The following is a 25,315-nucleotide window of genomic DNA, read 5'->3' on the forward strand; positions in this document are numbered from 1 at the left end:
GTGATTATGACATACCATTGGCAAAAACTGTTGTGGTTCAGCGTTTCGGAAAGGACTCCAAACTGACGCTGCATCAGGTCATGCGCTACATGGAAGATTACAGGGACACCCATCCAACCAGGGACATATTCTTCGACGGGGACAGGTTTGCCCTCTGCTATGTGAAGAAATGATCAGATGGTCTGTTCAACGCTGCATTTCTCAATTTCCTTCAGTATCTTCTCCCTGAACTTATCCAGAGGAACAACTGAGGTCCTGTCCTTCCTGTTTCTGACTGAAACCGATCTTCCCTGCTCCTCTCTCTCGCCCACAACGAGAATGTAGGAAGGCCTCATCTGCCTTATGATCTTGATCTTCTTGTTCATGGTCTCCGTGCCGATGTCGGCCCTTGCCCTGATCCCGCTCCCCTTCAGGTACTTCTCGACCTCAATGGCATATTCATTGAATTTCTCGCTGACGGGCACGATGTACGCCTGCAGTGGAGCAAGCCAGGTGGGAAATTTTCCGGCAAAGTGTTCTATGAGGATTGCCATGAATCTCTCATATGACCCGAAGATGGCCCTGTGAATCATTATGATCCTGTCATGCTTGCTTTCGCTGTTTATGTAGTATAATCCGAAATTCGTTGGCATGAAGAAGTCAACCTGTATTGTGGAGAGCTGCCACATCCTTCCAAGCGCATCCCTGACGTGAACGTCTATCTTTGGCCCGTAGAAGGCTGCCTCTCCGGGATTCTCCGCATATTCAAGGCCGGATTGGTCAAGAGCCTGCCTCAGCTGATCTGTAGCCGTATCCCATGTGCTGAAATCCGGTGAAAGATCTGTGGAGCCACAGTTGGGGCATACAAGTTCCTCCTCCATGGCAGCCTTCCTGGCCTCCACGTCCGTACCGCACCTGTTGCAGTGGTACGTGATAAGGTAGTTCTCAGGGCTGTTCTTGTCAATGACGCTGAGATCGAAGGTCATGTCAACATGGCCAAGTATGCCAGAGAATGTGGCCTTCACCATCTCCATTATGGATTTCACCTCTCCCACGATCTGGTCGAAACGCATGAAACCGTGGCCATCGTCTATTGTGAACATCCTGGGTCTCGTGAGGCCTCCCACTTCACCTGATTTCTCGTACCTGTATACAGTTCCGGGCTCGCAGTATTTCACAGGCAGTTCCCTGTAGCTCTTTGGTGTCCGCTCGAATATTGTTATGTGCCCCGGGCAGTTCATCGGCTTCACTCCGTAGCTGTCCCCATCGCTCAGGGTGAAGAGGTACATGTTGGGCTTGTACTTGGCGTAATGGCCGGACTGCTTCCATATGACATCCCGGTAGATGTGGGGCGTGGATACCTCCTCCCATCCGTACTGCCTGTTGAGTCTTGCCATGAAGTTCATGAGTTCCTGCCGGATGATCATTCCGTTTGGAGTATAGAACGGGAATCCCGGGGCCCTTTGGGAATTGAACACCAGCAAATCCATTTCCTGTGCGATCTTTCTGTGGTCACGCTTCAGAGCCTCCTCCCTGTTCTTCAGGTATTCCTTCAGGGACTTCTCATCTGGAAAAGATGTGCCGTATATCCTCACAAGCATTGGGCGGTTTTCATCCGCCTTATAATGCGTGCTTGCAATGGACAGGAGCCGAAATGCCTTGAGGTAACCTGTGGACGGCACGTGGGGCCCCCTGCAGAAATCAACAAAGTCGCCCTGCCTGTAAACAGTTGAGGAACCGCCCTCTGGAACATTTTCCATTATCTTGTCAAGTTTGTACTGATTCCAGGCAAAAAGTTTCAGCAACTCCTCTCTGGAGAGTTCCTCCCTTTTCACCGTTATGTTCAGGGATGCAATCTGGTGCATCCTTTCCTCAATCCGCTCCAGATCTTCCTGATTTACCGGCTTCATGTCAATATCGTAGTAGAATCCATCATCCGTTGGAGGACCTGCATTTGGCCTGGCATCAGGAAAAAGTTCCAGGACTGCCTGAGCCAGAAGATGCGCCGTGGAGTGCCTTAATATTTTCAGCCCCCGGGGGCTGTCTGGAAAGATGGGCTCCAGAGTGGTATCCTGCTTCGCAATTGTGGACAGATCGTATTCAGCACCGTCCACCAGTGCCGCTATGGCATTCTTCACTCCTGAGGCTTTCAGGGCATCAGCAAAACTGACTCCCTTCTTTGCCACGATTTTTCCAGAATCCTTCTGAGGCATCAATGGGTTAAATTTAATTTGTATAAGAATGTTCCAGCCTATTCCCCGAGTGAATCGGCCATCCTGACAAGTTCTTCTGAACCCATTATGCTCAGGACCTTCTCCATGTCAAGGTACGGCGGCCTGTCGTTATTCAGCGGAGGGATCTTCTTTCTCAGGATATCCCTTATGGCAGAGACCCTGGCCGAAATTTTATCCTTCACAAATTCCAGAGCCTGGGCTCCCAGCAGGAACTCAATTGCAACTATGGCCTCAAGATTGTTGTTGATCTCTATGAGCTTGGTGGCCGCGTTTGTCCCCATGCTCACATGGTCCTCCTGGTTTGCACATGTTGGTATTGTATCTGCAGAAGATGGATTCGCCAGCGTCTTGTTCCTGTTGCACAGTGCAGCGGCGGTGTACTGAGGTATCATATATCCCGAGTTAAGGCCGCTGTCAGCCACAAGAAACGCCGGAAGCCCGCTCAGCGAAGTGTCGGTGATCCTGGCAATCCTGCGCTCAATCATGTTGCCCAGATCCGTCAGGGCAATGCCAAGAAAATCAGATGCAAATGCAACCGGTTCACCATGGAAATTGCCCACGGAAACATATTCGTCACCGTTGACCAGTGGATTATCGGTAACGGAATTTATTTCCCGTGAAATTACCTCGCTCACATAATTCAGGGTGTCAAGGACGGCGCCGTATACCTGCGGAATGCATCTGAGCGTGTATGGGTCCTGTACCTTGGTCCTGTTGGATTTCTCAACATTCTCGCTTCCGCTTATGAGGTTTCTCATGACCTCTGCAACAAACTGCTGCCCTGGATGGGGCCTGGTTGCGATGGCCCACTGGGTGAACGCCTTGGAGGTACCCTTAAGCGCCTCAAAACTGAGGGAGGATGAAAGCAGCGACTCCCTGAAGGTGAGGTACGATCTGTGAAGCTCGTAGGCAAGGATCCCTGAAATTGTTGAGGTTCCGTTTATAAACGCTACGCCTTCCTTTTCCCTGAATTTGAAGGGCTTTATGCCAACCGAGGAGAGAAACTGGGCTGCAGGTATTCTCTTCCCATCAACATCCAGGGTTTCCCCTTCACCCATCATGGCCAGAGCCACATGAGCCAGTGGGGCAAGATCACCGCTTGCCCCCACGGATCCAAAGGTTGGCACAAAGGGGTAGAATCCATTGTTTAGGAGATCCACAAGGGTGAGCACAAGTTCCTTCCTGACGCCAGAAAAACCCTTCACCAGGCTGTTGGCGCGGACTAGCATCATTGACCTGACGTGGGATTCCGACATGGGCTTTCCAAACCCTGATGAATGGCTTCTTATGAGGTTTGACTGGAGGTTTCCCATGTCCTTCTCAGATATTTCCACATTCAGAAGACTGCCAAAGCCTGTGTTGACGCCGTAGATCTTCTTCCCTCCTTCAGTTAGATGAAGGAGTGATCTATGGGATCTGTCCACATTTTCGAGGGCCTCATCTGATATTTCGACTTTTTCGCCTTTGCTGGCAACCTTGAAAATATCCTCAACCGTCAGGGATGATCCATCAATTATTATCATGCCTCTAGATTGTTTACCATGCGTTAAATATTTCTCAGATGCTTAGTACAATGTTGGACAGCTGCTTCATCATTTTAAAATCATGGCAATACCGTGAGGTTAGCGCGCATTATGGGAGCGGCCTTGAACGTGATCATTCAAGATCGCCCTGTGCTGTTTCGGGCAACTCTGGACAAAATATGAAGGCAATTATCCAGAATTTTGCATAAATTTTATTCCATTAATATCAGCCAATTGCTGATCCTTAATCTTAAGAGTTAAGAATAAGTGGTTCATTTGTTCGACATATGGATAAGCCGATACACTCGATGCCAGAGCTAATAGATGAAATGGCCGAAAATTTAAGGGTGTTTTGGAAAGATAAGACTACCCTGGCACCTAAGGGAGAATGTCTACACACTTGAACTCTACCTTTGTTAATCATGCCAACACGAGCAGCATCAATCGTTTTATCTTAAGAGGGGAAGGAGCATGGAGAGTACTGGACCCCATCATATTTGCTCTCGAATGCCCATTGAAGGTTTTAGTTATTACTGTTACAATATATATATATATACCAAACTTTTTTTGATTCTTATGAAGAAACGGTTAAAGTTTTTAGGTGTTACATTCATGGCTTTACTGATGATATTGCTTGCCTTTTCCGGGGCTGCACATAATGCAACACCACGTAGCAATGGCAGAGCGGTGGATAATCTATCTGGAATCATGCCATTCAACTCCGCTAAGCAGAATGTTGCAATAAACGGCAGGATAGCATTTTTGAATGAACAGGAAATTCACGATTTACAGAAATTCATGATCTACAATCTTGTCCATTATGGCACACATCACAGCATCCTTGACCAGCTAAAATACAAAGCAGATCTGAACTTTATATCCTGGTATACTCATAACTATGAACTGATTCCCCCTTCAAGCAGGGGCATCGGTCAGCAGAATGCCAGCGTCATTCTCTCGCTTTGGGAAAAAGGCAGCCCCGAAGCAAAGGCAGATTTACAAGCCGTTGCGGACTACAAGTTGAAACAGATTTCGCAGGACAATCAAATCGATGTTTTGCATGTAGAGAAAAGTCGTCTTGGCGTACTAATATCCAATCAAACGATTGTATGTAACAGCCAAACCATTTACAAACTGACATACAGGTATTCTGAAAATAATCAGACTCTCATATATGCTTTGATATTTAATAATGGTGAATATACTCCCATAGACCCATATTTCTGGCTGAACGACTTTACAGTCTACTGGGGATGGGGAGGTCTCATATCAGGAACCAGCTACAACATTTACATGAATTTTACTAATTTTTACAATGCAAATGCTTACAAGAACTTCATTGTAAACGCACTAACCCTAGACGCTCTTATTACTGACCTAATTTCTGGAGTTGTTTGGGGCGCACTTGGTGGCATAATTGGAATAGAAGGATATACTTTTGCGGCGCTTTTAACTGGTATCGTTTCCAATGTAGTATCTGATGTGACAGGAGTAGTAAGCCTTTTAGAGCTTGCAAAAAATGTGAATACACTGTTCAGTAACGAGTGGGACTCAACACACAGCTTCTATGTGGCATTCACGCTAAACAACTGGGAATGGGGACTGGTACCAGAGTTTTCTGTTTGGGGTCTGAATTATCCAGAAAAGAGCCTTTTTCCGGTCTTCAAACAAGTAGAACCCATCACAGGGGGAGACGCAGCGCAGAACTTCATAACTCTCTTCAACCAGGTCAAGGATGTATACGGAACTAACACCGAACATTACCTGCCTGATCCACCTCAATGGGCAGACGTAGCTCTATATTTTGAGGGCTGATTCAATGATCATTGTGACTTACGGGATAATACTGCTGACAGTTTTCATATATCTGTATTTCCTGATCTTCGCGCTAGCCGAGGACAATAGCTGGAAATATATACGAAAGGCCATTGTTATCCCAACCGTGGTTATGTTAAGTTGCTTGGGTGGATCACTAACTGCAGTATACTTAACTAAACCATCTCTGGCTAATATCATAGGATGGTCCCCCCTAGGTATATCCCTTATAGTGATGCTACTTAGTTGTTTTATTTGGTGGCCTCTTTCCCTTTGGTCGATTCAAAGACTGACATTTCCAATTTTTCAGAGCAAATATGGTCTTGAGAAATCTGATTTTAGGGATTTTGCTTCAATGAATATTTTCAATAAGAAGAAGAAACTGGAAAGATGGCAGGATAGAAATTCACGGGCTTCATTTGACTTCAAAAAGTGATCCTATCAATAAACTGTAGAGGTTTCTTTTAACTGGGTTTTTTGATGTCCCATTCGCGGCGTCATTGATTCGCCTGAATTCAGTTAGTTTTCTTATGAAGCCTTTAGAAGTTTGACAGATGCAGCCAAACTCACGTGCTCTGGCATGTAAATGCACATACTCTCTTCATCTGAAATGATATAATCAAAAGTAGAATTCTACCCTTAGCCCTCTAGAAATGTGCGCAAATGTCATGATTTTATGTCAAGTGATTCCAGAATTTCCATGCGGGCCATAAAAACCGTTGCCCAAAATGGCTCTATTAGATTATACGTCTTGTATCTTAATCGATATGCAGGTGCCGGGATTTGGACCCGGGTCGAAAGCTTGGAAGGCTCTCGTGCTAGACCAGACTACACTACACCTGCTTCCCTACGGCAATATACACAGGTTTAATTTTTTTTCCACGGTTTTCCATAATCAGGTAACTGTTGGCCTGAGTGCAAACTCCACCGGAGTGTTCACAGAAACTTGGGAACTTTGCCAGTGTATATAGAAATCGTACTGTCCGTTAGTGGGTGAAATGGTCTGATTGAAATAGACATTATCTCCAACCTGGTGGAAATCCTTGACGGCAGAAGGAGCTGCACCGCTCGTGGCATAAGTAAGGGAAGTAACAGTGAAGTTGTACCTGTAGCTCATGTGCACCATATAGGGGACACTGGTCATGCTTGTATTTATCTCGTATATATTCGACGTGGATGTCATGGTGACATAGTGTCCATCATACAGGGCCTGAACGTTCACTACCTGGGGGGCTGAAACAGTGTGAACAGGCGGATTCAGGAATATTATCCAGAAGAGCAGAAATACTGCGAAGAATATCAGATAATTTATTGCCTTGTGCGATGTTCTTTGCGGGAGTTTGAACCCTATGGATGTAAGAATTTTCCCCAAAAATATGACTATAACGAAAAAGAGCAACACTGACAGATAGGTGTAACCCTGAAGCTGCAAATACCCTGCCAGAAGCCCGGCAAGTGCCCCTATGAGGAATATGAACATCACAATTACAGCTCTATTTCTTTCTGATCTTACATATTCCACTTCATCAAACTCAGGTTCTTCGAATAACGGAGTGGTTTCCTTAGGCTTTGGCATGAATACGTCACCTCATTGATTCTCAATTAATGAACTTAACGTCTTGGCAGGTTCCCTGGCAAGAATTATGCCGGAAGCTATGAGAACGCCGTTTGCGCCCAGTTTGAGGCTCGTTCTGTAATCACTGGGAGTTTTTACGCCAGCGCCGACAATTACTGCCACGCCTGATCTGCTGCAGGTATCCACTACATCTGAAATGATCTCAGGCCTTGAAGTGGTTACTGACACGTTTCCTCCGATGAGCTCTGGAGGTTCATACGCTATCCAATCGGGCTTCATTGGGGCAAATCTGTATGCCTCGGCAGCATTTTCGCAGCAGACAACAGTCCTGAGGCCGCATCTTCTGGAAATGTCAACAGTTTTCCTCAGAATGTCCTCCGTTATCCGCCTTTCCGAATGGTTCAGTATTGTGCCTGTAACGCCAAGGTCCAGCAGAGACTGGGGTGAAAACTGGCCGGTATGCGCACCATACTCCACGGGGTCAACATGCTGGCTGTAGAATTCGAACTCAGGAAAAGATGAGGCAAGCCTCAAATCAATGGGATTCAGGGCAAAGATAATCTTTACTCCGGGAACCGTCTCCATCCCCACGAATCCTTCAATGAACCTCTCAGCATGGGCTGATGATGACTGCCTGTAGTGTTTAAGATTGATTATCACGGTATTTTCAGGATTCTGCACTCATGGAGGAGGAACCGATGCAATATAGATATTTCTCATTCTGTCTATAATGCGGGAACAATATTGTCATTCAATGGACTTCCTGGTGAGCATAATCCTGCAATTTCAGCAGCAACATTCTGTGAGAGATTCATGGGGGGTCCAGATATCCCGACATAATCAGGTTGAAGGCAGAAGTGTTCAAATCCGGAGCCAATAGGTTAAATCTTTATGCACATCACATATGGGGAATAATATGGACATGAAGCATGATCTTGAGGAAGCGGAGCAAAAGGCCAAGAAGAATCTGGATGAACTGGTGGACGTCCGTGAAGTCAGCGAGGCAAAACTGCTCTCAGGAAATATAGTTAAAATTCTGCTGAACGACCTTTCAGCTACTGACAGGGATAGTGTGGAATATTCCTCTGGAAACGGCAAGTATGTGGTATCTTTTGGCTTTGTGGAGGCAAAGATGCCGGACGGTAAATTAGGCGTATTCGAGGAAATACCTGACGATGAAACCATCAAGAATGCGGAGACAGTTGGATTCACGGTGATGGGGCTGCATCCAAAGAAGGAGGTGGAGGCAGACTTCCACAGCGATTCAGTTGCCGTAATGCCCGGGACGGAGCTCCGTAGAATATACGATTTCCAACTTTCCGTACTCAGGAGTGCCAGCAAGTGAAATCCCATTGCGTGTGAAATGTGAAGGAACGGCAGAATGATATTCCAGAAGGAACGATATTAACATGGTCAAAAAAGCCCTTATTGCTATCTTTGCAGTGCTGCTTGTTGCAGGCAGCCTCATGGTTGCTCTTGGGACGCAGGAATCATCCTCCCTGACTCACGGGAGTGACAGTTTTGTTCCCAGCGGTTCCGGGAGATACGTTTCACCTCCTCTGAGCATAAATTCCACCTATGTACTTTCAGTTCTTGGTTCAGGTGCATTTGTGGTGAACAGTTCAGGTATGGGCGTCATAAATTATACCAATGCCTATGTAGTGGGACTCGCGCCTGCCAGGACACTGAACCTGACAAACAATACTGAATCAATCTACACCAACCTCCCATCCGGCACTTACTATGTGGTGTATTTCCCTGCTGATTCTCCCCAGCAGGTCAATCCACTTTACAGTGTACAGACCGATCCTGGCCTGGCAAACATTCTGAGCACAGTCATAGTGGTGGGTATCTCGATCATCATTGCTTCATTCATAGTGCTGGCTGTTGGATCCTTTATGGGCAGGGATGACAGGAAGAATTGATTCCTATTCCATCCATTTCTCAGGCTATATTGGAAAAAAAGGCAAAATTCCTGTATAGATTTCCTTCAGGATGCTTGCCCGCATTCTGGTTGATGAAGGATTTGGTCCTTCTTGGCTCGCCAAACATGGATGTTATGTAGTCGTCCGAGTTGTTAAGGCTCAGGAAATATTTTCCGTGAATGCTTTCCAGGATGCCTGCCAGTTCCCTGAAATCCTGCGGCGAAAAATTGTAGCCATACCAGTCCTTTCCAGGATACGGTGGATCCAGATAGAAGAACGTCAGCGGGGAATCATAGATACGGAATATCTCCCGGAAGTCTCTTCTTTCAATCTTCCAGTTTCGCACGCTACTGTTTATGTTCCCAAAATCAGATACCACCCTCAGGAAGAAACTGAAAGCACCTTTCTCCTTACCTGTGGCATAAGTATCACCACGCCCTCCGAAGCTGGTGATGGATCTGAAGAGTGTTCTGTAAGCCCCGGCAAGTTCCCTGTCAATGGAAAGTCCGTCATCGTCACGCCGGGACAGTGCGTACCTGAGTTTACGTATTCTTTCTCCCTTAAGCCCTGCATTCTCACCCTTTCCGTGTGCCATGCTGGCCGGATCTTTCCCAAGGTTCCTGAAATTATCCGGAAATTCCTTTGCAAACTGGTCAGGCAGGGACAGCAGTAGCAGGTTGTAAAGATCATCTGGCCTTGACTTGATGATGCGGTACAGTGAAACCAGGTCCTTATCAATTTCATTATACACAATCTCCCTGGCGCCGATGTTCAGCGATACCAGTCCTGACCCTCCAAAAACATCCACAAATCTCTGCATTCCAGATCTGCGGAACTCCGACACGATGTCAGGCACAATGGCAACTTTCGACCCTGGATATTTCATGATCCTTATGATACTCATCAACGGCATTCTGGTGATTGCTCACCTCTTATTATAAAATATGGAAATGCCCTGACGCTGTCGGGAATGCAGCAATATTCGTGTGTTACTTCTGAATAGTCCGAAAAGAACTGATAAATTCAGAAGGAAATCACAGTGAATCCTTCATCAATTTTCGAGTTGACCTCCACTCCGCCCAGTACGAGATCAATATTCCCAAAAATACTGGATTCATCAAGTCCCTCTGATTCCAGGCTCACCTTGCATGCCTTAACAGTGCAGCCGGTTTTCTTCAGTCCCTGGATCTGTTCAAGGAACTGGGGAGAGTTTTTCTGTTTCGAATTCAATGCCTGAACGCCCCTGCCGAGAAAGAGGAACTCCAGGGTGCTCTGGGCATTCTTCACTGCGTTTATTGCAAAGTTAAAGGCAACCATCTCCGCATGAATATTTTCCTTTCCCGTCAGAAGGAGCACAAGAATTTTTGCCATTGTTTCAATCCTCCGTCCCGTCGTTGGAATACCCCGGATACTTGGTGCGGTACCATACTGCTGTAAGAAGCAATGCCACGATCATGACAAATCCGGTTATGGCAACCGAATTGGGATTTGGATCGTACCCGTTGTATCCTCTCACAGTGAGTGCCGCAACAACCACCACCAGCAGGGACATGAGCCCTGCAAAGCTCTTGATTCCTCTTTCACTTTTTCTTTGCGTTTTCTTATCTTCCATTTTAATTCCTCCCTGCTTTTCTCGAGTATATGAACCAGCCGGCAACCAGAAGGCTGATTGCCACGAATACGAAGAATTCGATACTGCTGACAGCCATCTGCAGATCACCGCTCAGTATGTGCCCGGAAGCACAGCCATCAGCCATTCTCGCTCCGAACAATACCATAAAGGATCCACCGAAGACACCCAGCGCCCTCTTAATTTCGCTGTCACCGAACCTCTTCTTCCATGTCTTCGGTACCCATTTGTTGAAGGCCTGGAACCTCCTTGAAACGAATATTGAGGCAATGAAAGCCCCCATCAGTGTGCCGATATCACTGAATGGCTCCCATCCTATTGTGGAAAAGACAAGCTTGCTGTAGTTGTATGTGGGGAGCCAGAGGTATCCCACCATCCAGCTGTATGTTGTAGATTCGCCAAATATCTGGTGCAGGAACATTTCAAGAACCACAACCGCACCAATGATGGCACCAACGAAGGTTAGAAGCCATCTTAGGTTGTTATTAGGTGCCCAGTGCTGGTTTGCGTTCTTTGCCAGTTTATCTTCAGACCCAATTGGCATGGCACTTCCCTCTATGAGTGTCTCCGTGGCTTCTCTGTGTTCTGCGAGTTCAGGGCCGGGCATCTGATAATTTTTGTGTGTGCCTATGTATACGCAGCTCTTTCCCCCTTTGTACCTGGGCAGAAAATAAGCTATACCCATCATGAGTGCCAGCCATCCTATTGAAATGAGAAAGCCGATCTTGAGGTCAGTTCCAACCTTGCCGCCCAGATATAGCTGACCGAAATTGTATGTGTTCACAAGCCACTGGCCCACTGAAGTCTGGTACAGAAGAGTCCATGCTGCCGCTCCAAGGAGTCCACCGGCCACCGCGTAGACTGCCTCTCTCCTGCCTTCGCCGAGAGCCATCCACTCTGTACCTGGGACATAACCGGATATAGCAATGCCAACCCCGAAGATAATCCCACCTAGCGCCACACCTATCACGTAGTCTGGTTTTATGCCAAAGTGAAAACCCAGACCCAGAGCTGAAAGCCCATATAGGAGAACAGCACCAACACCGATTGCAATTGCAATACAGTTTATGAATAGCCGATCTTCCCATTTGGACAGCTTCAGGAGAACATCCGCATTTGATATTCCCCACAATTCAGCAAATCCCCCAATGATGGCACCAATGAAAATACCAATCCACAGGGGAGCAGTGACTGTTATTGCCATTTCTATCAATATATAATTGCATGGATGTATATACGTATTCCCATTTATGACTATTTATCATTTTTACTACAAATTAACTCAAATGTGATTTTTATTCACCAGTCGCGGTATCAATATTTGTCCTGTCAAAAGAATTGAAATTCAGAAAAGATGCGTTTAATAGGCAGAATGTTTTAAGCATTCATGGAAGATAATCTGAAGTTTCCGACCTTTGAGTGTGCCATTTCCAATACTGTGGAGAGTTATGATTCTGATGTTGAGATGTATTTCATGAATTCCAATCTGCTCTCTGCAAGACTTGCTGAACTTGCCCTTTCCAACAGGGAATTTTCAGGCAACTACAGAAAAATGATGAAATATGTCAGTGAACTGGCCGGATCAGTTGTTTCCGGGAAACCTGCACCATCGCACCAGTTTCTCATTGATCTATGCATGGGTCCCGAGACGGAGCAGGATATGGGTAAGCTTCTTTCTGAAAGCAGGTCTCCAGACACTGCGAAGATCTTCGAAGCCATGCAGTACGTGCGCTTCATGATGTTCTGGTTCGTAAGAATGTCCAGGGTTGAGAGATTCTCAAGAGGATTCAGCGTAGAAAGATTTCAGGGGCTTCCGTTCCTCAGGCTTGCTCTTGCATACAGGGCAGAAAAAGTGTCAAAAGCCTGAATAAGTTTACCCGGGTCCCAACCCGGTTTTCAGAGGGTTGTTATCTTGCCCGTTGTGTCGGAAAGGTAAGCGGCATTAACTGTTTTTACCACAACTTCACCATCTTTCACTGTGGCTATCCTGGATTTTTCTCCCCTGACCAGTTCAACAAAAGCACGGACCTCATCCTCGTACATATTTCCATCCCTGAATGTCCTTGTTACTTTTCCATCTATTTCCAAATCCGAGTTCACTGTTGTTGAAAAGACATCCCTGGCCACAGCGGTTGCTTCGGTTCCGTAAACTACCAGATCGTTCCTGGGGTGCTTCATGGCTCTGGAAGAGACGGCGTGAGCCATAATACTGCCATATTCCATGGATATAGATTCAGTGGTGTCGATTACGGCTTTTGCTGGCTGCCTAAATGCCGAGATTTTATCCGGCCTGGCACCAAGCAAAAAATTAATGGTGTCAAGAACGTGTACGCCAGTTCCCATAACGGAACCACCACCAACCTTCTCATCTTCTGTCCACCATCTGCGATCCGGATTATCTGATGTTCCCTGTGATAGGCCACCCCATGTTCCGTGAACCATCGTGATTTTTCCAAGTTTCCCGCTGGAGATCATGTTCCTGATTTCCACAATGGCAGGATGGAATCTCATGTGGAAACCTACTGCAAGATGGTGTCCGGTCTTGGCAGATATTCCCACCAGATCTGAGGCGTCTCCGTTGCTGAGCGTCATCTGCTTCTCAAGCAGAACATCCTTGCCATTTTCCATGGATAATCTTGCCTGTTCGTAGTGCAGAAAATTCGGAGATGCTATGTAAACAGCATCGAAGCCCCCTCTGGAAAAGAACTCATCCAGATCGGAGAATGCGCGTGCCCCATATGCTGCACCCTCCCTCTCAGCTTTCTTCAGGGTCCTGCTGTATATTGCCGTTATGGAGTTTCCAGAGGACTTAATTGCGGGCATTATCCTGTTTATTGCGTGATTTCCAAGGCCGATTAATCCAAATTCCATTGTTATCATAGTCATGAAGATATACTGCAATATTTACCTGTTGAATTATAGAATTATGAATTAAATCACAGTCCTGGCAATTTTATGCAAATCAACTGCACATGCTAATCGGTTTGGAGTTTTCTGGCAAAGAGCACTACCTTAAGGATGTTATTAAATTCATTTTTCGACTTAGACTGCTGGAATCAGGTGGATGAAAGGAACTGCATCTCCTCAGGTAGGTATGATGGTAGGGCACAGTATGGGTTTGGCAGTCCAAGGTTGGTCACATAGATGAATGAAAAGTACTCTGATGCTGCTTGGAACCATGCGGCAGACAAACTGGAAACATTAATTGCTATTATGGATGATTCAGCTCTACCAGTTGCATTTGTGATTGTCGAAAGGTTATCTGCAGGAGGAGCTCCAGGATTCTCATAGAGAACTGTCAAATTGAAGGAATCAGTAATAGTCTTTGGAGCGTAAGTGCCCGGGTTACCAACGATATAGTCAAGTCCTGCTGATCTGATTTCCAAAGTAGCATTTCTATAATATTGGGCTCCTGTAGAATTGTCTGAGACTTCATCCATAAAAATTCCCCTGATCCCATACCAGTGAAGATAGTCATAAGCCTGAAGTCTAACTGTTTTCAGTGATCGTGTGCCGTAGGAGGTATAGACGTATCCTAGCACAGTAATGCCGGATTTCTCCATAGTGGCAGTGTAGTTTGAATAGGACTGAGAATAATTCAGCCCTGGTCCATTGTCAGGGTTAATAATTACTATCATTGGTACCTCAGAAAATTCTGAATGGAGCTGAAACAGGTAATTCCACGAAGCATTCGGGTCAAAGTAAAGAGGAACAATAATGCCAGAATTTGAGTTTTCAATAAAACTACTGGCTTCATCTTTCAGGTGATCTTCAATCAAAATGGAGGCAGAAACAACTGCGAGTGAGACTATAAGGGCCAAAATTGCAGTTTTCAGGCTGATACTCTTTGCCATATGGTTAAGTTTTGATACGTGGAGGAAATAAATCAGTTATTGGTGAACCGCACGGCATGAAATTGAAAAAAGGATTAAATAGCATTCATGATGGTGGAGGTCTTCAAGGGAATTTGAACAGTTTGGAACCATATCGATGTACTACGGTCTATTTAATGGAACGCATCAATAGGTGTTAGCTCTTTATTATCCAGGATTAATTCTTAGCCCGAAATTTGCTATTTCCTTTTCCTCTGCTGTAAATTCGGAATCAAAGGTTACAAATGTGTCTGCCTCCAGCATCATGCTGGCTGAAATATGTAATATGTCCAGAGTTTTCATTCTTATCCTGACAGCGATTTCGATGGCGTTGTTGATGATTTTGTCCATGTTTACCTCAGGTACTGCAACGTTAATTTCAGGTAAATAGTCTATTAAGGCTTCAATCTCATCCTCGCTCAGATTCGTTGATCTGGAAAGAACGGATTTCAACTCCGAAACAGTCACCGGGTAAATGTAATCATTGACCTTTATTGTCAAATATTTTTACTGCTCTTGCATGATTGACATCTCTACTGTTGAGAAATTAAATTATGACATTTGTATCGATATAATTAAGTCTAATCCCGGTCCTTTATAGAACTTTCCGATAGGTCATTAGGCAGCTTCGGAAGGCCTCTTTCCTTCCATACTCTAATTATGGCTTGGCTTTTCTCCTTCCGTTCTACTGTTTTCTTTGCGCTTTGCATCCCATTCTGCATGGTCCATCTCAGGGCATCTGCCTTGCTGGTAGCAAGTTTATACTTTATTAATTTGTCAATGAGATCAGATGTGTTATCATCTATTCTTAACGCTATAACGCTTGATACCATATGCTTTCATACGTAAATATTCTATAAATTCTTTCTTAACTATTTCGATTTATCTCTTTCCTATGGCTACATAGCGTCCCGAAAGTTGTGTACTTATAAGGGATACCTCTTCTGGAACATTTCCCTGATCTCGTCCTTGCATTTATAGAATCCCCTCAGAGATCTCTGTGACCATGCCTCATTTATCTCAGCCGACCTGAGATAGATGATCTTCATGGCGCTCTCCTCTGATGGCAGAGAATCTATTATCTTTATCCTGCGCCGTATTTCCTTGTTCATTCGCTCAATCAGATTTGTGGAGTGTATGGATCTCCTTATGGATTCAGGATAATCATGGTACTTGAGCAATGTACCCAGGTTCTTCTCCATGTTGTACACAGGCTTTGGGTATTTCGAGGACCATTTATTCTTGAACTCATTGAACTGATTCAGTGCTTCTTCTCTGGTGCGGGAGAGGAATATTCCCTTGAGATCCGAATCAATCTCATTGCGATCCTGCACCCTCACATGTGATTCAAGATTCCTTGATGCATGTATGGTGCATAACTGGAAATCAGCCCTTGGATATAATTGTCTGATCTCCTCCTCTATTCCAGGCAATCCGTCTGCTATGAACAGTAGTGGTTCCTCAACGCCTCTTTCATGGAGATCCATGAGTACATTGCGGTATGCAATATGGTTCTCAACAGGATTCATGTAGAATCCAAGGATTTCATAATTCCCTGATTCCCGTATTCCCATTGCAAATATGACACATTCCTTCTGCACAGTTTCCCTTCTAAGGGAGAAGAACACTGCATCCATGAATATGGCAATGTACCTCTTCTCAAGTGGCCTTGATCGCCACTTGCTTATTTCCGGAACTGTTATTTCCGTGATCCTTGATATGGTGGATTTGCTGTATTTATTGTGGAATAATTCTTCCAGTATTTCAGCCATCTTCCTTGTTGATATTCCCTTTGAATACATGGAGACAACAAGATCGTCTATTCCAATGTTGCGCTGATATGGTTCGAATAAGGCTGTCTGGAATTCATTGCTGCGGTCCCTTGGAACCCTGAGATCATCTATCTTCCCATATCTTGTACCCATGTCACTCTCGTAGTATCCATTCCTCTGGCCTTCCCTTTCCTCAAGGAAGGCCTGAATCTCTCCCTTCATGAGGGATTCCATGAAGCCCTTCACTGTGGTTCTGACTATTTCAGATATCTTTTTATCCAGTTCTTCCATTGTTTATTGCCTCCTGGTTGGTTCCTGGAGGCATCCTTTTCTTTTTCATGAAATTTCTCTCATGATTATGATCCTGATCTCTTATTTACACAAGATTCGGGATACTATCGTGTTGAGGGATTTCTTTAAGATAAACAAGGAAGGAATGCCTTCACATTAACCAAACTGCTAAAAGTCTAAAAAATTACTTTTTATCGAAATGCTTGCTCAAATTAGAGATCCTTGCCTTTAGCCAAATGTAGTCCCTTTTCTCAATGAGGTCGTTGTCTTCCAACTTATGGGTCATCTCAATAAGTTTTGGCTCCATAGAACTCCACTTGTACTGGATCCAATCAGATTCAGACAGCATGAGCATGGAGAAACACTTATATAGGGGGAGAGTCAAGGGAGGGGGAGTTTTTAATCTCCTCCTAATTCCAGAGGTGACCATATGGTAGGAAAGGGTACATACAGGACAAAGGAGGAGAAGGCAAGGATCGTCATGGAAGTCCTGTCCAATTCGTCCACAATATCAGAGATCTGCAGGAAGTACAATGTTGCCTCATCCGCACTGTACAGGTGGAGGGATGAATTCATTGCAGGAGGCACAGCTGCAATGGATCATGGCAGATCCACCGTTGAAGCATCCCTCCTCAAGGAGATAAACGAACTCAAGGGCATAATCGGGGAACTGACAATAGCAAACGAAACTCTAAAAAAAATTCAAGCCACAAGGAGAGGTGGGAAGCCATGACTGAGCTCATTGCAAATGGCCTTTCCAAATCCAGATCAGCTTCCCTTACAGGCATTTCCAGATCCATGATATATTACAGGCACAGGGAAAGGAAACCAGAATACGATGCTGATCTGGAAAGACGCATTTCCGGTATTGTGGAGGAAAGGCCATCATACGGCACAAGGAGGGTGGCAGCAATGATCCGCCGCTCCGGTTTCAGGATCGGCAGGAACCGTGTACGAAGACATATGCGCCACATGAACCTTATTGCAGCACATAAGAAGGCTCACAGGAAACATGTGCCCAGGGCAATCGTTGTTGCCAGACCCAACATCATGTGGGAGACGGATTTCACAAAGATATACATTGACAGCGAGGGGTGGATATATTTCACCGCATACCTTGATCTCTGCTCAAGGAAGATAAAGGGATATCTCGTATCCCGTATGTCCCGAACAGCTGAAATGATGGAGGCTCTTGACAATGCATTACTTGGTACGTTCCCTGATATGAATGTGACCGGTCTTATCATACGATCGGATAACGGCTCTCAGTTAACGTCATCTGGTTACGAGAAGCATCTCAGAACACTGGGGATAAAGCATGAGACAATACACGCACATACCCCTGAGGAGGATGGCCACATTGAATCATACTTCGGGAGATTCAAGGATGACTACATATATACAAGGGAATTTGTCAGCCTTGAGGACTTCCGGAAGCATATTGAATGGGCTGTATCCGACTACAATACAAAGAGACCGCACTCATCATTGAATTATATGACACCGGAAGAGTTTGAATCCGCAATATTGAATGAAGATTTCAAAAAGAAGTGGTTAGAAAAGGAAACTGGGAGGTACAAACATGTTGAATTACTCGAGTGAACTCAGAAAACTGTCTGAAGGAAGTGGGTCCAGATCACCACTCTTTCCTTATTTCCTTCCTTATGGCTATCTGTTCCTCGGTCTCTTTCTTAGGCTGTTCTTTTGCCATATGATAAAATTCAAATGCGTTATTTAAACCGTATTTTACTGGTTTTGGACAATTTTATTGTTTCCATTGACAATAAATTTTTAATTTGCCTGACCTTGATCAACCAGTGGAACATTATAACTCTAAAAAGGCAGCTGAAGATTATCATAGGGTATTCACCAAAGATGCTGACAATCCAGAATCAAAGAGAAAAGCAATTCAAAGATACGTGAAGTTCACATCAAAATTGAAACAAGGAGGCCACATTCTGGATGCGGGTTGTGGCACTGGCAGATTTGTGCCTTATTTTGTCAAGAATGGTTTCACAGTTACAGGTGTGGACAGCTCAAGCTCAATGATTGAGTTAGCTTCCAAGAACAATCCAATGGCTGAATTCAAGGTCATGGATATACGCCACCTGGATTTTGTGTCTAATTACTTTGATGGTGTATGGAATATTGCAACCTTGCTTCATTTGGATGAGTCTGGTGTCAAACTTGCACTGCAAGAATTTAAGAGAGTTTTGAAGGTTAATGGAATCCTGTATATTGCCACAAGAACAAAAGACAAGAGCATAAGCATTATAGAAGAGTCAACGGAAGGGGGAAAGATGGTTGTAAATTACTATTCACCTGACAAGTTGCGGGAGTTGTTAGCGAATTCGGGTTTCGAAATAATAGAAATCAACGTTGAACCAGATGATTACTCAAGGCCGTTCGATTATGCCTTTGTACTTGCCATACCCTCAACTTGAGATATTGATGAAAGAAATTGTAGTCTTGTACGAACTGCTTCGAAGTCGCCATTAAATCCCTATTCCAACTTTATTTAATTCTATTTAAATTTATTAACACAATTTCTTTCAAGCTGGTCTAATCCCAAACTCTCCCACATTTAAAATCAAGAGATGGATACTTTCCTGCAATCCTATAAAATTCCAACCAAGAAAATACTCATAAAAGTAAACTGGAACCAAGCGGGTCCGAGGGGGTTCGAACCCCCGACCTATGGATTAAGAGTCCATCGCTCTACCTAGCTAAGCTACGGACCCAGCCATTCCGAATATTTTATCAGCATTTATAACTTATCGTGCCCAGTAGAAATTTGCTTCAATAAACATTTAAATAGCTTTTTAGGTTTACCCGATACTTTAACCATACACAATGGGCAATGCAATAATCGCATCCCAGTGAAGTTGGCAAAATTCTGTCCAACTCCTATGTGTAACGGTCGTAGGTGATAAAAAAATGGCAACACCGCATCACCCCAGACGGGGGTCTATGGGATACTACCCTAGGGTACGTTCGAAGAGAATGCAAGGCGATATCAGGAGTTGGCCTGAGGTCGATGGAAATGTCAGGATTCAGGCATTTGCAGGATACAAGGTCGGCATGACACACGTGGAAATGACTGATTACAGAAAATTCAGCACCACAGCCGGTCAAACAATAGCTGCTCCGGTTACTGTGGTGGAAGTTCCGCCTCTGACTGTCGCAGGCATAAGGTATTATGATGAAACAGAACTTGGCCTGTCAATAGTTTCTGAAAAATGGGCAGAAAACCAGGATAAGGAAATTTTCAGAAGAATTACAAAACAGACCGAAAAGAAAGACCATCCAATGGTAACCGAGGTTTCCGAAGTCAGGTTCATAGTTCACACAAATCCGAAGCTGGTAAGCGGGGTACCGTCCAAGGTCCCGGATATCTTTGAAGTGAGGATCGTAGGCGGGGACGTCAAAGCAAGGATGGCTTATGCTGAAGAGCATCTCGGCAAAGAGCTTCATTTCTCAGATTTTTCCAAGGCAGGAAATTTTGCAGACGTTATAGGGGTCACAAAAGGTAAAGGTTTTCAGGGGCACGTTAAGAGATTCGGCGTCAAGCTGCTACCAACAAAGAACAGGAAGCACAGGAGAATGATAGGTACTCTTGGTCCATGGCATCCTGACTGGGTGAGGAATACTGTACCGCAGGCCGGACAGATTGGTACTCATCAGAGAACGGCACACAACATCAGAATTCTCAGGTATTCAAAAAACGAGGGAGATCAGGACATTAACGTCAAAGGCGGCTTCACCAATTACGGTCTCGTGAGAACAGAATATGTTCTGATCCACGGATCAGTTCCAGGAGCTGCAAAGAGACTTATCAAATTCAGAGACCCAGCAAGGCAGAAAACTCCGTCAGTGGAGAACCTGACCATTAGCTACGTCTCCAAGGAATCAAAGCAGGGTGATTAAACTGAAAGTAAATTTATATGATACAGATGGAGAAATAAAGGGAGAAATGTCACTTCCTGCAGTATTCGATACACAGTTGAGGCAGGACCTGATCAGGAAGGCCTTCAGGGCCATAACACTCTCACTCAGACAGCCGTATGGCTCATACCCTCTTGCAGGAATGAGGAGAGTTGGGCAGAACGCAGGACCCGGTCATGGAACTGCAAGGATACCAAGAACATCTGGTTCCTCACGTGCAGTTCTTCTTGCCAGTTTCGTAGGCGGAAAGAGCGCACACTCACCCAGAACTGCAAAGGTTCTTTTCAAGGGCATAAACTCCAAGGAGAGAAAGCTGGCGAGAATGAGCGCAATAGCAATGACTGCATCAAGGGAATACGTCAGGAAACGTGGGCATGTCGTTTCGGAAGAAGTGACTCTTCCGGTTGTAGTCAAGAATGAAATTGAAAACATCAAGAAGACCAAGGATGCGGCTGAAACTCTCAAAAACCTTGGGCTATACGATGATGTAATCAGGGCCAAGGGGGGCATCAAGATAAGGGCAGGCCGTGGCAAGATGAGGGGAAGAACATACAGGGAACCAAAGAGCATACTCATAGTTGGTTCATCAAAGGAAAAACTCAGGGCGTTCTCCACACTTCCTGGCGTAGAGGTTGTATCAACTCACGGGCTCAGCATAAGGAAGCTGGCACCAGGTGGAGATGGTGGAAGATTGACACTCTTCACTGAATCAGCAATAAAGACTCTGGAGGAGATGGAGTAATGGAAGACATCATAATCAGACCAATAGCGACAGAAAAAACCATGCTGCAGCTTGAAAAGGAAAATAAAATTGCATTCATAGTCCACAGGAAGAGCAGGAAAGCAGATGTCAAGAAAGAGGTCGAGGAAAAATTTTCAGTAAAGGTCACAGACGTAAATATGATCATTACGAAAAATGGCAAAAAGGCCATTGTGACCCTTTCAAAGGAATTCTCTGCAGATGAGATCGCAGGGAGGATAGGAATATTCTGAGGTGAAATATGGGAAAATTAATTATACCGCAAAGAAGAGGAAAGGGAGGACTTGTTTACAGAAGTCCAAGCCACAGGCATGTTGGCGAAATTAAGCTCATGCCTGAAGGCAAATACAAAGTAGAAGACGTGATACATGCACCCGGTCGTACTTCACCGGTTCTCGTGCTCAAGGCAGAGGACGGCAGGAAGATGAATCAGATTGCCTTCAATGGTGCATACAGGGGACAGGAAATCGTCTCGGCACTGGACACAAAGGCCGAGATTGGGAACAGCATGATGCTCGGTTCAATTCCCGACGGAAGCTACATCCACAACATTGAAAGCATGCCCGGAGATGGCGGCAAGTTCTGCAGAACCGCAGGCTCAAGTGCCCTGGTCGTAACTCACGGAGAGAAAGTCGCGGTAAAGCTGCCTTCCGGTAAGATTAAGCAGTTCCATCCTAGCTGCAGGGCCACAATAGGTTTTGTTGCGGGATCTGGAAGCAAGGATATACCTGTTCTTAAGGCAGGAAAAAATGTCCACTACCTGCAGAGCAAGGCAAAGAGGCCCTACTCTGTAAGAGGCGTTGCAATGAACGCTGTTAACCATCCGCACGGAGGAGGAAACCATCAGCACGTTGGTAGGCCAAGCACAGTGGGAAGAGGCACACCGCCTGGAAGGAAAGTTGGAAGGCTTTCACCTAAGAGGAGGAAACAGTAATGGCGCAGAACAGACAGGCATCAGTAAAATCCATCAAGAGAAGGGCGAGAAAGTCCCAGAAAATTGTGATGGGACGTGCAAAGGAATTCTCATACAGGGGGCTTTCGCTTGAGGAGCTGAAGGCACTCCCAATGGAGAAGTTAATGGAGGTTCTACCCGCAAGGGCAAGAAGGACACTCAAGAGGGAAAAGAACCATGATCAGGCCGTCCTCTATGAGAATCTCTCATCACCCGATGTAACACAATACAAAACACATGTCAGGGATGCAATAATCATCCCGTCTTTCTTCGGAAAGGTCGTAGAGGTCTACAATGGTAATTCATACGTAAAGTTCGAGATAAGACCGGAGATGCTGGGACATTACCTTGGAGAATTCGCAATGACAAGAAAGGAAGTCAAGCACTCAGGTCCAGGAGTAGGTGCTACAAGGTCTTCGAAATTCATGCCGCTGAAGTGATGTAAATGAAAGGATATGCAATAACAGAATTTCCAGAAAGATCCGCAATTGCCAGAGTCAGGGAAGCAGATATATCCCTCAAGGATGCCGTGAATATCGCGCATTTCCTCAGGGGAATGCCTCTTGACAGGGCAAAAAAGACTCTTGAGAGAGTAATTGCCAAACAGGAGCCGGTGCCCTATTTCAGGTACCTGGATTCCGTTTCACATCGGAAAGGATCGGGTCCAGGCAGGTATCCAGTAAAGGCGGCAAAATCATTCCTTGAACTAGTCACAAGTGTGGAATCAAATGCAGAATTCAAGAGCCTTGACACTGATTCAATAGTCATAAAGCACATAGCAGCATCCAAGGGCAGGATGATAAAGAAATTCACACCAAAGGCTTATGGACGAGCCGGTGCAAACTTCAAGGATCTAATAAATCTAGAAATACTGGTAGAGGAGGTCACAGAATGAAGGAGAGAAAATTTATACAGACGACTGTAAACAAGCTTCTGGTGACCGAATTCATCAGGAGAGAGACGGAAAGTGCGGGATTCGGTGGAATGGAGATGAAGAGGACGCCATTCGGCACGAACATCACTCTATACGTCAACAAGCCAGGCCTTGTTATCGGAAGGCGGGGAAGCAAGGTTCAGGAGATAACAGAGACACTCGAAAAGAAGTATAAGGTGGAATCTCCCCAGATCGAAGTGAAGGAAATCGACAACCCTGATCTCAACCCTCAGGTCGTTTCCAAGAAGATAGCCCTGTCCCTGGAAAAGGGATGGTCGTACAGAAAAGCCGGGAACACCTCACTGAGAAGAGTAATGGATAGCGGGGCAAGGGGCGTAATGATAAGGATAGGTGGCAAGATATCCGGTGAAAGAGCCAGATCTCAGAAGTTCACTTTCGGATCAATAAAGTATTCTGGTGAGCCTGCAAGGGCCGGTATGGACGTCGGGTTCTCAGCTGCAAAGATGAAGCTGGGTATCATTGGAATTTCTGTGAAGATGCTCAGGAAGGATTACAGGCTTCCAGATGATATTCACATAGAAATGAAGGCCGTTCCCAAGAAGGAAGTGGAGGTACAAGCAGATGGAAATAAGAGCGAAACAGCTAAGACAGATGAATAAAGAGGAAGTTGAGGAGAGACTCAATTCACTCAAGGAATCTCTCCTTAAGGAGAGGGCATCAGTTGCCATGGGCGGTGCTCCTACGAATCCTGGAAAAATCAGGTCATTGAGGAGGCAGATAGCCAGGATAAACACCGTCCTGGAATCGGAGGCTACCAGCGAATGAAGGACAAAAATTTCACAGGATTGCCAAAGGAACTGCAGCCATGGGAAGGGTTTACAAGAGACAACCAGACTTTGAAAATTTCCGTCGATAAAAGAAGATACGGGAAGTTCGTCACTATTGTGGACGGAATCGATCCTAAGTCAGAAAACATCCAGGAAATTGCCAAGGAACTTAAGAAAAAGGTTGCTTCTGGTGGCACAGTGAAGGATGGAAAGACCATTGAACTGCAGGGAGACCACAGGAACGCCGTGAAAAAATATCTTGAAGATATGGGATTTAAGATTGAGGTCGTGTAAATGATTAGCGATTATGTTTCAGATTTCATCGGTCTAAGGGTGAAGGTAGTGAAGCATTCAAACATTAACAATGTCGGCAAGTCCGGCACAGTGGTGAGAGAAAGCGCCAGAATGATCTCCATAAGCGAGGTCAAGAGGATCATCCAGATACCCAAGGCCACAGCTGAATTCAGCATGGAAAACGGCACCAGGGCATTCAACATCATTGGAGATGCTGTTGTGATGAGACCTGAAGAGCGTCTGAAAAACTACAGGAAAATAGCAAAGAATTTGCGAATCGGGAGAGGTGATAAACATTACTAACAATATTGGGCTTGATGTTGTTCCGCCAAAGGAAGAGTGTCATGACAGGAAGTGTCCTTTCCATGGGGAACTCAAGGTCAGAGGGCAGGTTATCACTGGAATAGTGGAATCTGCATCCATGATCAAGAGTGCAACAGTGGTTAAGGAATACAAGAGATACATAAAGAAGTTCGAGAGGAAGGAGACAAAATTCTCCAGATACCATGCGCATGTCCCGGACTGCATTAAGTTGCAGCCTGGAGACCAGGTGAAGATAGCAGAATGCAGGAAACTGGGAAAGACAATTTCCTTCGTAGTAGTTGAAAAGGTGAATCAATGAAGGGTATAGCAGGAAGACAGCACAGAGGATTGCCACTGGGTGCCGTGATGCCGTGCTCTGATAACAGTGGGGCAAAAATAATCAGCCTCATTGACGTGAAAGCCTACCATGGCGTGGCATCCAGAATACCGGCCGCAGGAGTGGGCGACATGTTCATAGCAAGCGTTAAGAAGGGAACTCCAGAAATGAGAAGCAAAGTTGTCTATGCGGTGGTCATACGGCAGAGAAGACCCTACAGAAGACCTGATGGGACCATGATACAGTTTGACGAAAATGCAGCTGTGCTTGTTACTCCGGAGGGAGAAGTGCGGGGTTCTGAGATAAAGGGACCTGTTGCCAGGGAAGCAGCAGAGAGATGGCCAAGGATAGCGGCCATCGCTTCCACAATAGTTTGAGGTGAAAA

At 45.4% G+C, this 25,315-nt stretch carries 34 protein-coding genes and 2 tRNA genes; 21 read left to right on the forward strand and 15 right to left on the reverse strand.

The features are described from left to right. Window positions 1-17 precede the first annotated feature (17 nt). Entirely contained in the window at window positions 18-173 is a 156-nt protein-coding gene (locus RE469_06875) for a hypothetical protein (protein ID WMT43925.1), read from the forward strand. On the opposite strand, the gene RE469_06880 is transcribed toward RE469_06875, so the two are convergent. Then, entirely contained in the window at window positions 174-2,192 is a 2,019-nt protein-coding gene (locus RE469_06880) for a threonine--tRNA ligase (protein WMT43926.1), read from the reverse strand. It abuts the gene before it with no gap. A 38-nt stretch (window positions 2,193-2,230) separates the two neighbouring features. Next, complete coding sequence (gene hutH, locus RE469_06885) at window positions 2,231-3,736, reverse strand: histidine ammonia-lyase (GenBank protein ID WMT43927.1); 1,506 nt, start codon at window positions 3,734-3,736, stop codon at window positions 2,231-2,233. A 576-nt stretch (window positions 3,737-4,312) separates the two neighbouring features. Here hutH and RE469_06890 point away from each other — a divergent pair. Continuing rightward, complete coding sequence (locus tag RE469_06890; GenBank protein ID WMT43928.1) at window positions 4,313-5,551, forward strand: hypothetical protein; 1,239 nt, start codon at window positions 4,313-4,315, stop codon at window positions 5,549-5,551. 4 nt (window positions 5,552-5,555) lie between these two features. Continuing rightward, window positions 5,556-5,987 carry a hypothetical protein gene (locus tag RE469_06895; GenBank protein ID WMT43929.1) on the forward strand — a complete coding sequence of 144 codons (432 nt, stop codon included), beginning with the start codon at window positions 5,556-5,558 and terminating at the stop codon, window positions 5,985-5,987. A 332-nt stretch (window positions 5,988-6,319) separates the two neighbouring features. On the opposite strand, the gene RE469_06900 is transcribed toward RE469_06895, so the two are convergent. The 3 genes from RE469_06900 to RE469_06910 form a co-directional block, all read right to left on the reverse strand. After that, window positions 6,320-6,394, reverse strand: a tRNA-Gly gene (locus RE469_06900). A gap of 52 nt (window positions 6,395-6,446) precedes the next feature. Further along, entirely contained in the window at window positions 6,447-7,127 is a 681-nt protein-coding gene (locus RE469_06905; GenBank protein ID WMT43930.1) for a hypothetical protein, read from the reverse strand. Window positions 7,128-7,139: 12 nt separating this feature from the next. Continuing rightward, the gene (locus RE469_06910; protein WMT43931.1) at window positions 7,140-7,808 is read right to left on the reverse strand and encodes a triose-phosphate isomerase; all 669 of its coding nucleotides are present in this window, start codon (window positions 7,806-7,808) and stop codon (window positions 7,140-7,142) included. A gap of 235 nt (window positions 7,809-8,043) precedes the next feature. On the opposite strand from RE469_06910, the gene RE469_06915 reads away from it, so the two are divergent. After that, window positions 8,044-8,472 (forward strand): hypothetical protein, encoded by a 429-nt coding sequence (locus tag RE469_06915; GenBank protein WMT43932.1) that lies wholly within the window; start codon window positions 8,044-8,046, stop codon window positions 8,470-8,472. A gap of 64 nt (window positions 8,473-8,536) precedes the next feature. Further along, the gene (locus RE469_06920; protein ID WMT43933.1) at window positions 8,537-9,052 is read left to right on the forward strand and encodes a hypothetical protein; all 516 of its coding nucleotides are present in this window, start codon (window positions 8,537-8,539) and stop codon (window positions 9,050-9,052) included. 19 nt (window positions 9,053-9,071) lie between these two features. Here the strand turns inward: RE469_06920 and RE469_06925 are convergent, their stop codons facing one another. The 4 genes from RE469_06925 to RE469_06940 form a co-directional block, all read right to left on the reverse strand. Further along, entirely contained in the window at window positions 9,072-9,965 is an 894-nt protein-coding gene (locus RE469_06925; GenBank protein ID WMT43934.1) for a DNA adenine methylase, read from the reverse strand. A gap of 110 nt (window positions 9,966-10,075) precedes the next feature. Then, window positions 10,076-10,423, reverse strand: a complete 348-nt coding sequence (locus RE469_06930; GenBank protein ID WMT43935.1) for a DsrE family protein — start codon at window positions 10,421-10,423, stop codon at window positions 10,076-10,078. Window positions 10,424-10,427: 4 nt separating this feature from the next. Next, window positions 10,428-10,664: a hypothetical protein gene (locus tag RE469_06935; protein WMT43936.1), complete on the reverse strand. Its 237-nt coding sequence runs from the start codon at window positions 10,662-10,664 to the stop codon at window positions 10,428-10,430. 1 nt (window position 10,665) lies between these two features. Next, window positions 10,666-11,886 carry a YeeE/YedE thiosulfate transporter family protein gene (locus RE469_06940; protein WMT43937.1) on the reverse strand — a complete coding sequence of 407 codons (1,221 nt, stop codon included), beginning with the start codon at window positions 11,884-11,886 and terminating at the stop codon, window positions 10,666-10,668. 183 nt (window positions 11,887-12,069) lie between these two features. On the opposite strand from RE469_06940, the gene RE469_06945 reads away from it, so the two are divergent. Next, on the forward strand, window positions 12,070-12,549 hold the full coding sequence (locus tag RE469_06945) for a hypothetical protein (GenBank protein WMT43938.1): 480 nt from the start codon (window positions 12,070-12,072) through the stop codon (window positions 12,547-12,549). A gap of 29 nt (window positions 12,550-12,578) precedes the next feature. Here RE469_06945 and RE469_06950 read toward each other — a convergent pair whose 3' ends face one another. The 5 genes from RE469_06950 to RE469_06970 form a co-directional block, all read right to left on the reverse strand. Continuing rightward, window positions 12,579-13,562 carry a Gfo/Idh/MocA family oxidoreductase gene (locus tag RE469_06950; protein WMT43939.1) on the reverse strand — a complete coding sequence of 328 codons (984 nt, stop codon included), beginning with the start codon at window positions 13,560-13,562 and terminating at the stop codon, window positions 12,579-12,581. A 176-nt stretch (window positions 13,563-13,738) separates the two neighbouring features. Further along, on the reverse strand, window positions 13,739-14,536 hold the full coding sequence (locus RE469_06955; GenBank protein ID WMT43940.1) for a spherulation-specific family 4 protein: 798 nt from the start codon (window positions 14,534-14,536) through the stop codon (window positions 13,739-13,741). A gap of 186 nt (window positions 14,537-14,722) precedes the next feature. Further along, window positions 14,723-15,055, reverse strand: a complete 333-nt coding sequence (locus RE469_06960) for a type II toxin-antitoxin system VapC family toxin (protein ID WMT43941.1) — start codon at window positions 15,053-15,055, stop codon at window positions 14,723-14,725. Window positions 15,056-15,135: 80 nt separating this feature from the next. Then, window positions 15,136-15,387, reverse strand: coding sequence for a hypothetical protein (locus RE469_06965; GenBank protein ID WMT43942.1), 252 nt, complete (start codon window positions 15,385-15,387; stop codon window positions 15,136-15,138). 93 nt (window positions 15,388-15,480) lie between these two features. After that, window positions 15,481-16,617 (reverse strand): IS256 family transposase, encoded by a 1,137-nt coding sequence (locus tag RE469_06970; GenBank protein WMT43943.1) that lies wholly within the window; start codon window positions 16,615-16,617, stop codon window positions 15,481-15,483. A gap of 430 nt (window positions 16,618-17,047) precedes the next feature. Between RE469_06970 and RE469_06975 the strand changes: the two genes are divergently transcribed. The 3 genes from RE469_06975 to RE469_06985 all read left to right on the forward strand — a co-directional run bounded on the left by RE469_06975 (window position 17,048) and on the right by RE469_06985 (window position 19,061). Then, window positions 17,048-17,350 carry a transposase gene (locus RE469_06975; GenBank protein WMT43944.1) on the forward strand — a complete coding sequence of 101 codons (303 nt, stop codon included), beginning with the start codon at window positions 17,048-17,050 and terminating at the stop codon, window positions 17,348-17,350. Further along, window positions 17,347-18,219 carry an IS3 family transposase gene (locus RE469_06980; GenBank protein ID WMT43945.1) on the forward strand — a complete coding sequence of 291 codons (873 nt, stop codon included), beginning with the start codon at window positions 17,347-17,349 and terminating at the stop codon, window positions 18,217-18,219. The genes RE469_06975 and RE469_06980 overlap by 4 nt, the downstream gene beginning before the upstream one ends. A 215-nt stretch (window positions 18,220-18,434) precedes the next feature. Further along, complete coding sequence (locus RE469_06985; GenBank protein ID WMT43946.1) at window positions 18,435-19,061, forward strand: methyltransferase domain-containing protein; 627 nt, start codon at window positions 18,435-18,437, stop codon at window positions 19,059-19,061. Window positions 19,062-19,284: 223 nt separating this feature from the next. Here the strand turns inward: RE469_06985 and RE469_06990 are convergent. Continuing rightward, window positions 19,285-19,358, reverse strand: a tRNA-Lys gene (locus tag RE469_06990). Between the two features lie 196 nt (window positions 19,359-19,554). Between RE469_06990 and rpl3p the strand changes: the two genes are divergently transcribed. The 12 genes from rpl3p to RE469_07050 are packed head-to-tail and all read left to right on the forward strand — an operon-like array spanning window position 19,555 to window position 25,307. After that, window positions 19,555-20,544: a 50S ribosomal protein L3 gene (gene rpl3p, locus RE469_06995; protein WMT43947.1), complete on the forward strand. Its 990-nt coding sequence runs from the start codon at window positions 19,555-19,557 to the stop codon at window positions 20,542-20,544. Then, complete coding sequence (gene rpl4p, locus RE469_07000) at window positions 20,537-21,304, forward strand: 50S ribosomal protein L4 (GenBank protein ID WMT43948.1); 768 nt, start codon at window positions 20,537-20,539, stop codon at window positions 21,302-21,304. The genes rpl3p and rpl4p overlap by 8 nt, the downstream gene beginning before the upstream one ends. Beyond that, window positions 21,304-21,555: a 50S ribosomal protein L23 gene (locus RE469_07005; GenBank protein ID WMT43949.1), complete on the forward strand. Its 252-nt coding sequence runs from the start codon at window positions 21,304-21,306 to the stop codon at window positions 21,553-21,555. Before rpl4p ends, RE469_07005 begins: the two co-directional genes overlap by 1 nt. An 8-nt stretch (window positions 21,556-21,563) precedes the next feature. Then, on the forward strand, window positions 21,564-22,256 hold the full coding sequence (locus RE469_07010; GenBank protein ID WMT43950.1) for a 50S ribosomal protein L2: 693 nt from the start codon (window positions 21,564-21,566) through the stop codon (window positions 22,254-22,256). Continuing rightward, the gene (locus RE469_07015; protein ID WMT43951.1) at window positions 22,256-22,714 is read left to right on the forward strand and encodes a 30S ribosomal protein S19; all 459 of its coding nucleotides are present in this window, start codon (window positions 22,256-22,258) and stop codon (window positions 22,712-22,714) included. The genes RE469_07010 and RE469_07015 overlap by 1 nt, the downstream gene beginning before the upstream one ends. A 5-nt stretch (window positions 22,715-22,719) precedes the next feature. Further along, the gene (locus RE469_07020) at window positions 22,720-23,169 is read left to right on the forward strand and encodes a 50S ribosomal protein L22 (protein ID WMT43952.1); all 450 of its coding nucleotides are present in this window, start codon (window positions 22,720-22,722) and stop codon (window positions 23,167-23,169) included. Beyond that, window positions 23,166-23,828: a 30S ribosomal protein S3 gene (locus tag RE469_07025; protein WMT43953.1), complete on the forward strand. Its 663-nt coding sequence runs from the start codon at window positions 23,166-23,168 to the stop codon at window positions 23,826-23,828. Before RE469_07020 ends, RE469_07025 begins: the two co-directional genes overlap by 4 nt. Next, window positions 23,821-23,994 (forward strand): 50S ribosomal protein L29, encoded by a 174-nt coding sequence (rpmC, locus tag RE469_07030; GenBank protein WMT43954.1) that lies wholly within the window; start codon window positions 23,821-23,823, stop codon window positions 23,992-23,994. The genes RE469_07025 and rpmC overlap by 8 nt, the downstream gene beginning before the upstream one ends. Further along, a complete protein-coding gene (locus RE469_07035; GenBank protein ID WMT43955.1) occupies window positions 23,991-24,290 on the forward strand; it encodes a translation initiation factor in 300 nt (99 codons plus the stop codon). The genes rpmC and RE469_07035 overlap by 4 nt, the downstream gene beginning before the upstream one ends. Beyond that, window positions 24,291-24,593, forward strand: a complete 303-nt coding sequence (locus RE469_07040) for a ribonuclease P protein subunit (GenBank protein WMT43956.1) — start codon at window positions 24,291-24,293, stop codon at window positions 24,591-24,593. It begins immediately after the preceding gene. Further along, window positions 24,577-24,912: a 30S ribosomal protein S17 gene (locus RE469_07045; protein ID WMT43957.1), complete on the forward strand. Its 336-nt coding sequence runs from the start codon at window positions 24,577-24,579 to the stop codon at window positions 24,910-24,912. The genes RE469_07040 and RE469_07045 overlap by 17 nt, the downstream gene beginning before the upstream one ends. Further along, on the forward strand, window positions 24,909-25,307 hold the full coding sequence (locus RE469_07050) for a 50S ribosomal protein L14 (protein ID WMT43958.1): 399 nt from the start codon (window positions 24,909-24,911) through the stop codon (window positions 25,305-25,307). The genes RE469_07045 and RE469_07050 overlap by 4 nt, the downstream gene beginning before the upstream one ends. The last annotated feature ends 8 nt before the right edge of the window (window positions 25,308-25,315 follow it).

The sequence above is a fragment of the Cuniculiplasma divulgatum genome (genome assembly GCA_031200235.1).
Lineage (GTDB): Archaea > Thermoplasmatota > Thermoplasmata > Thermoplasmatales > Thermoplasmataceae > UBA509.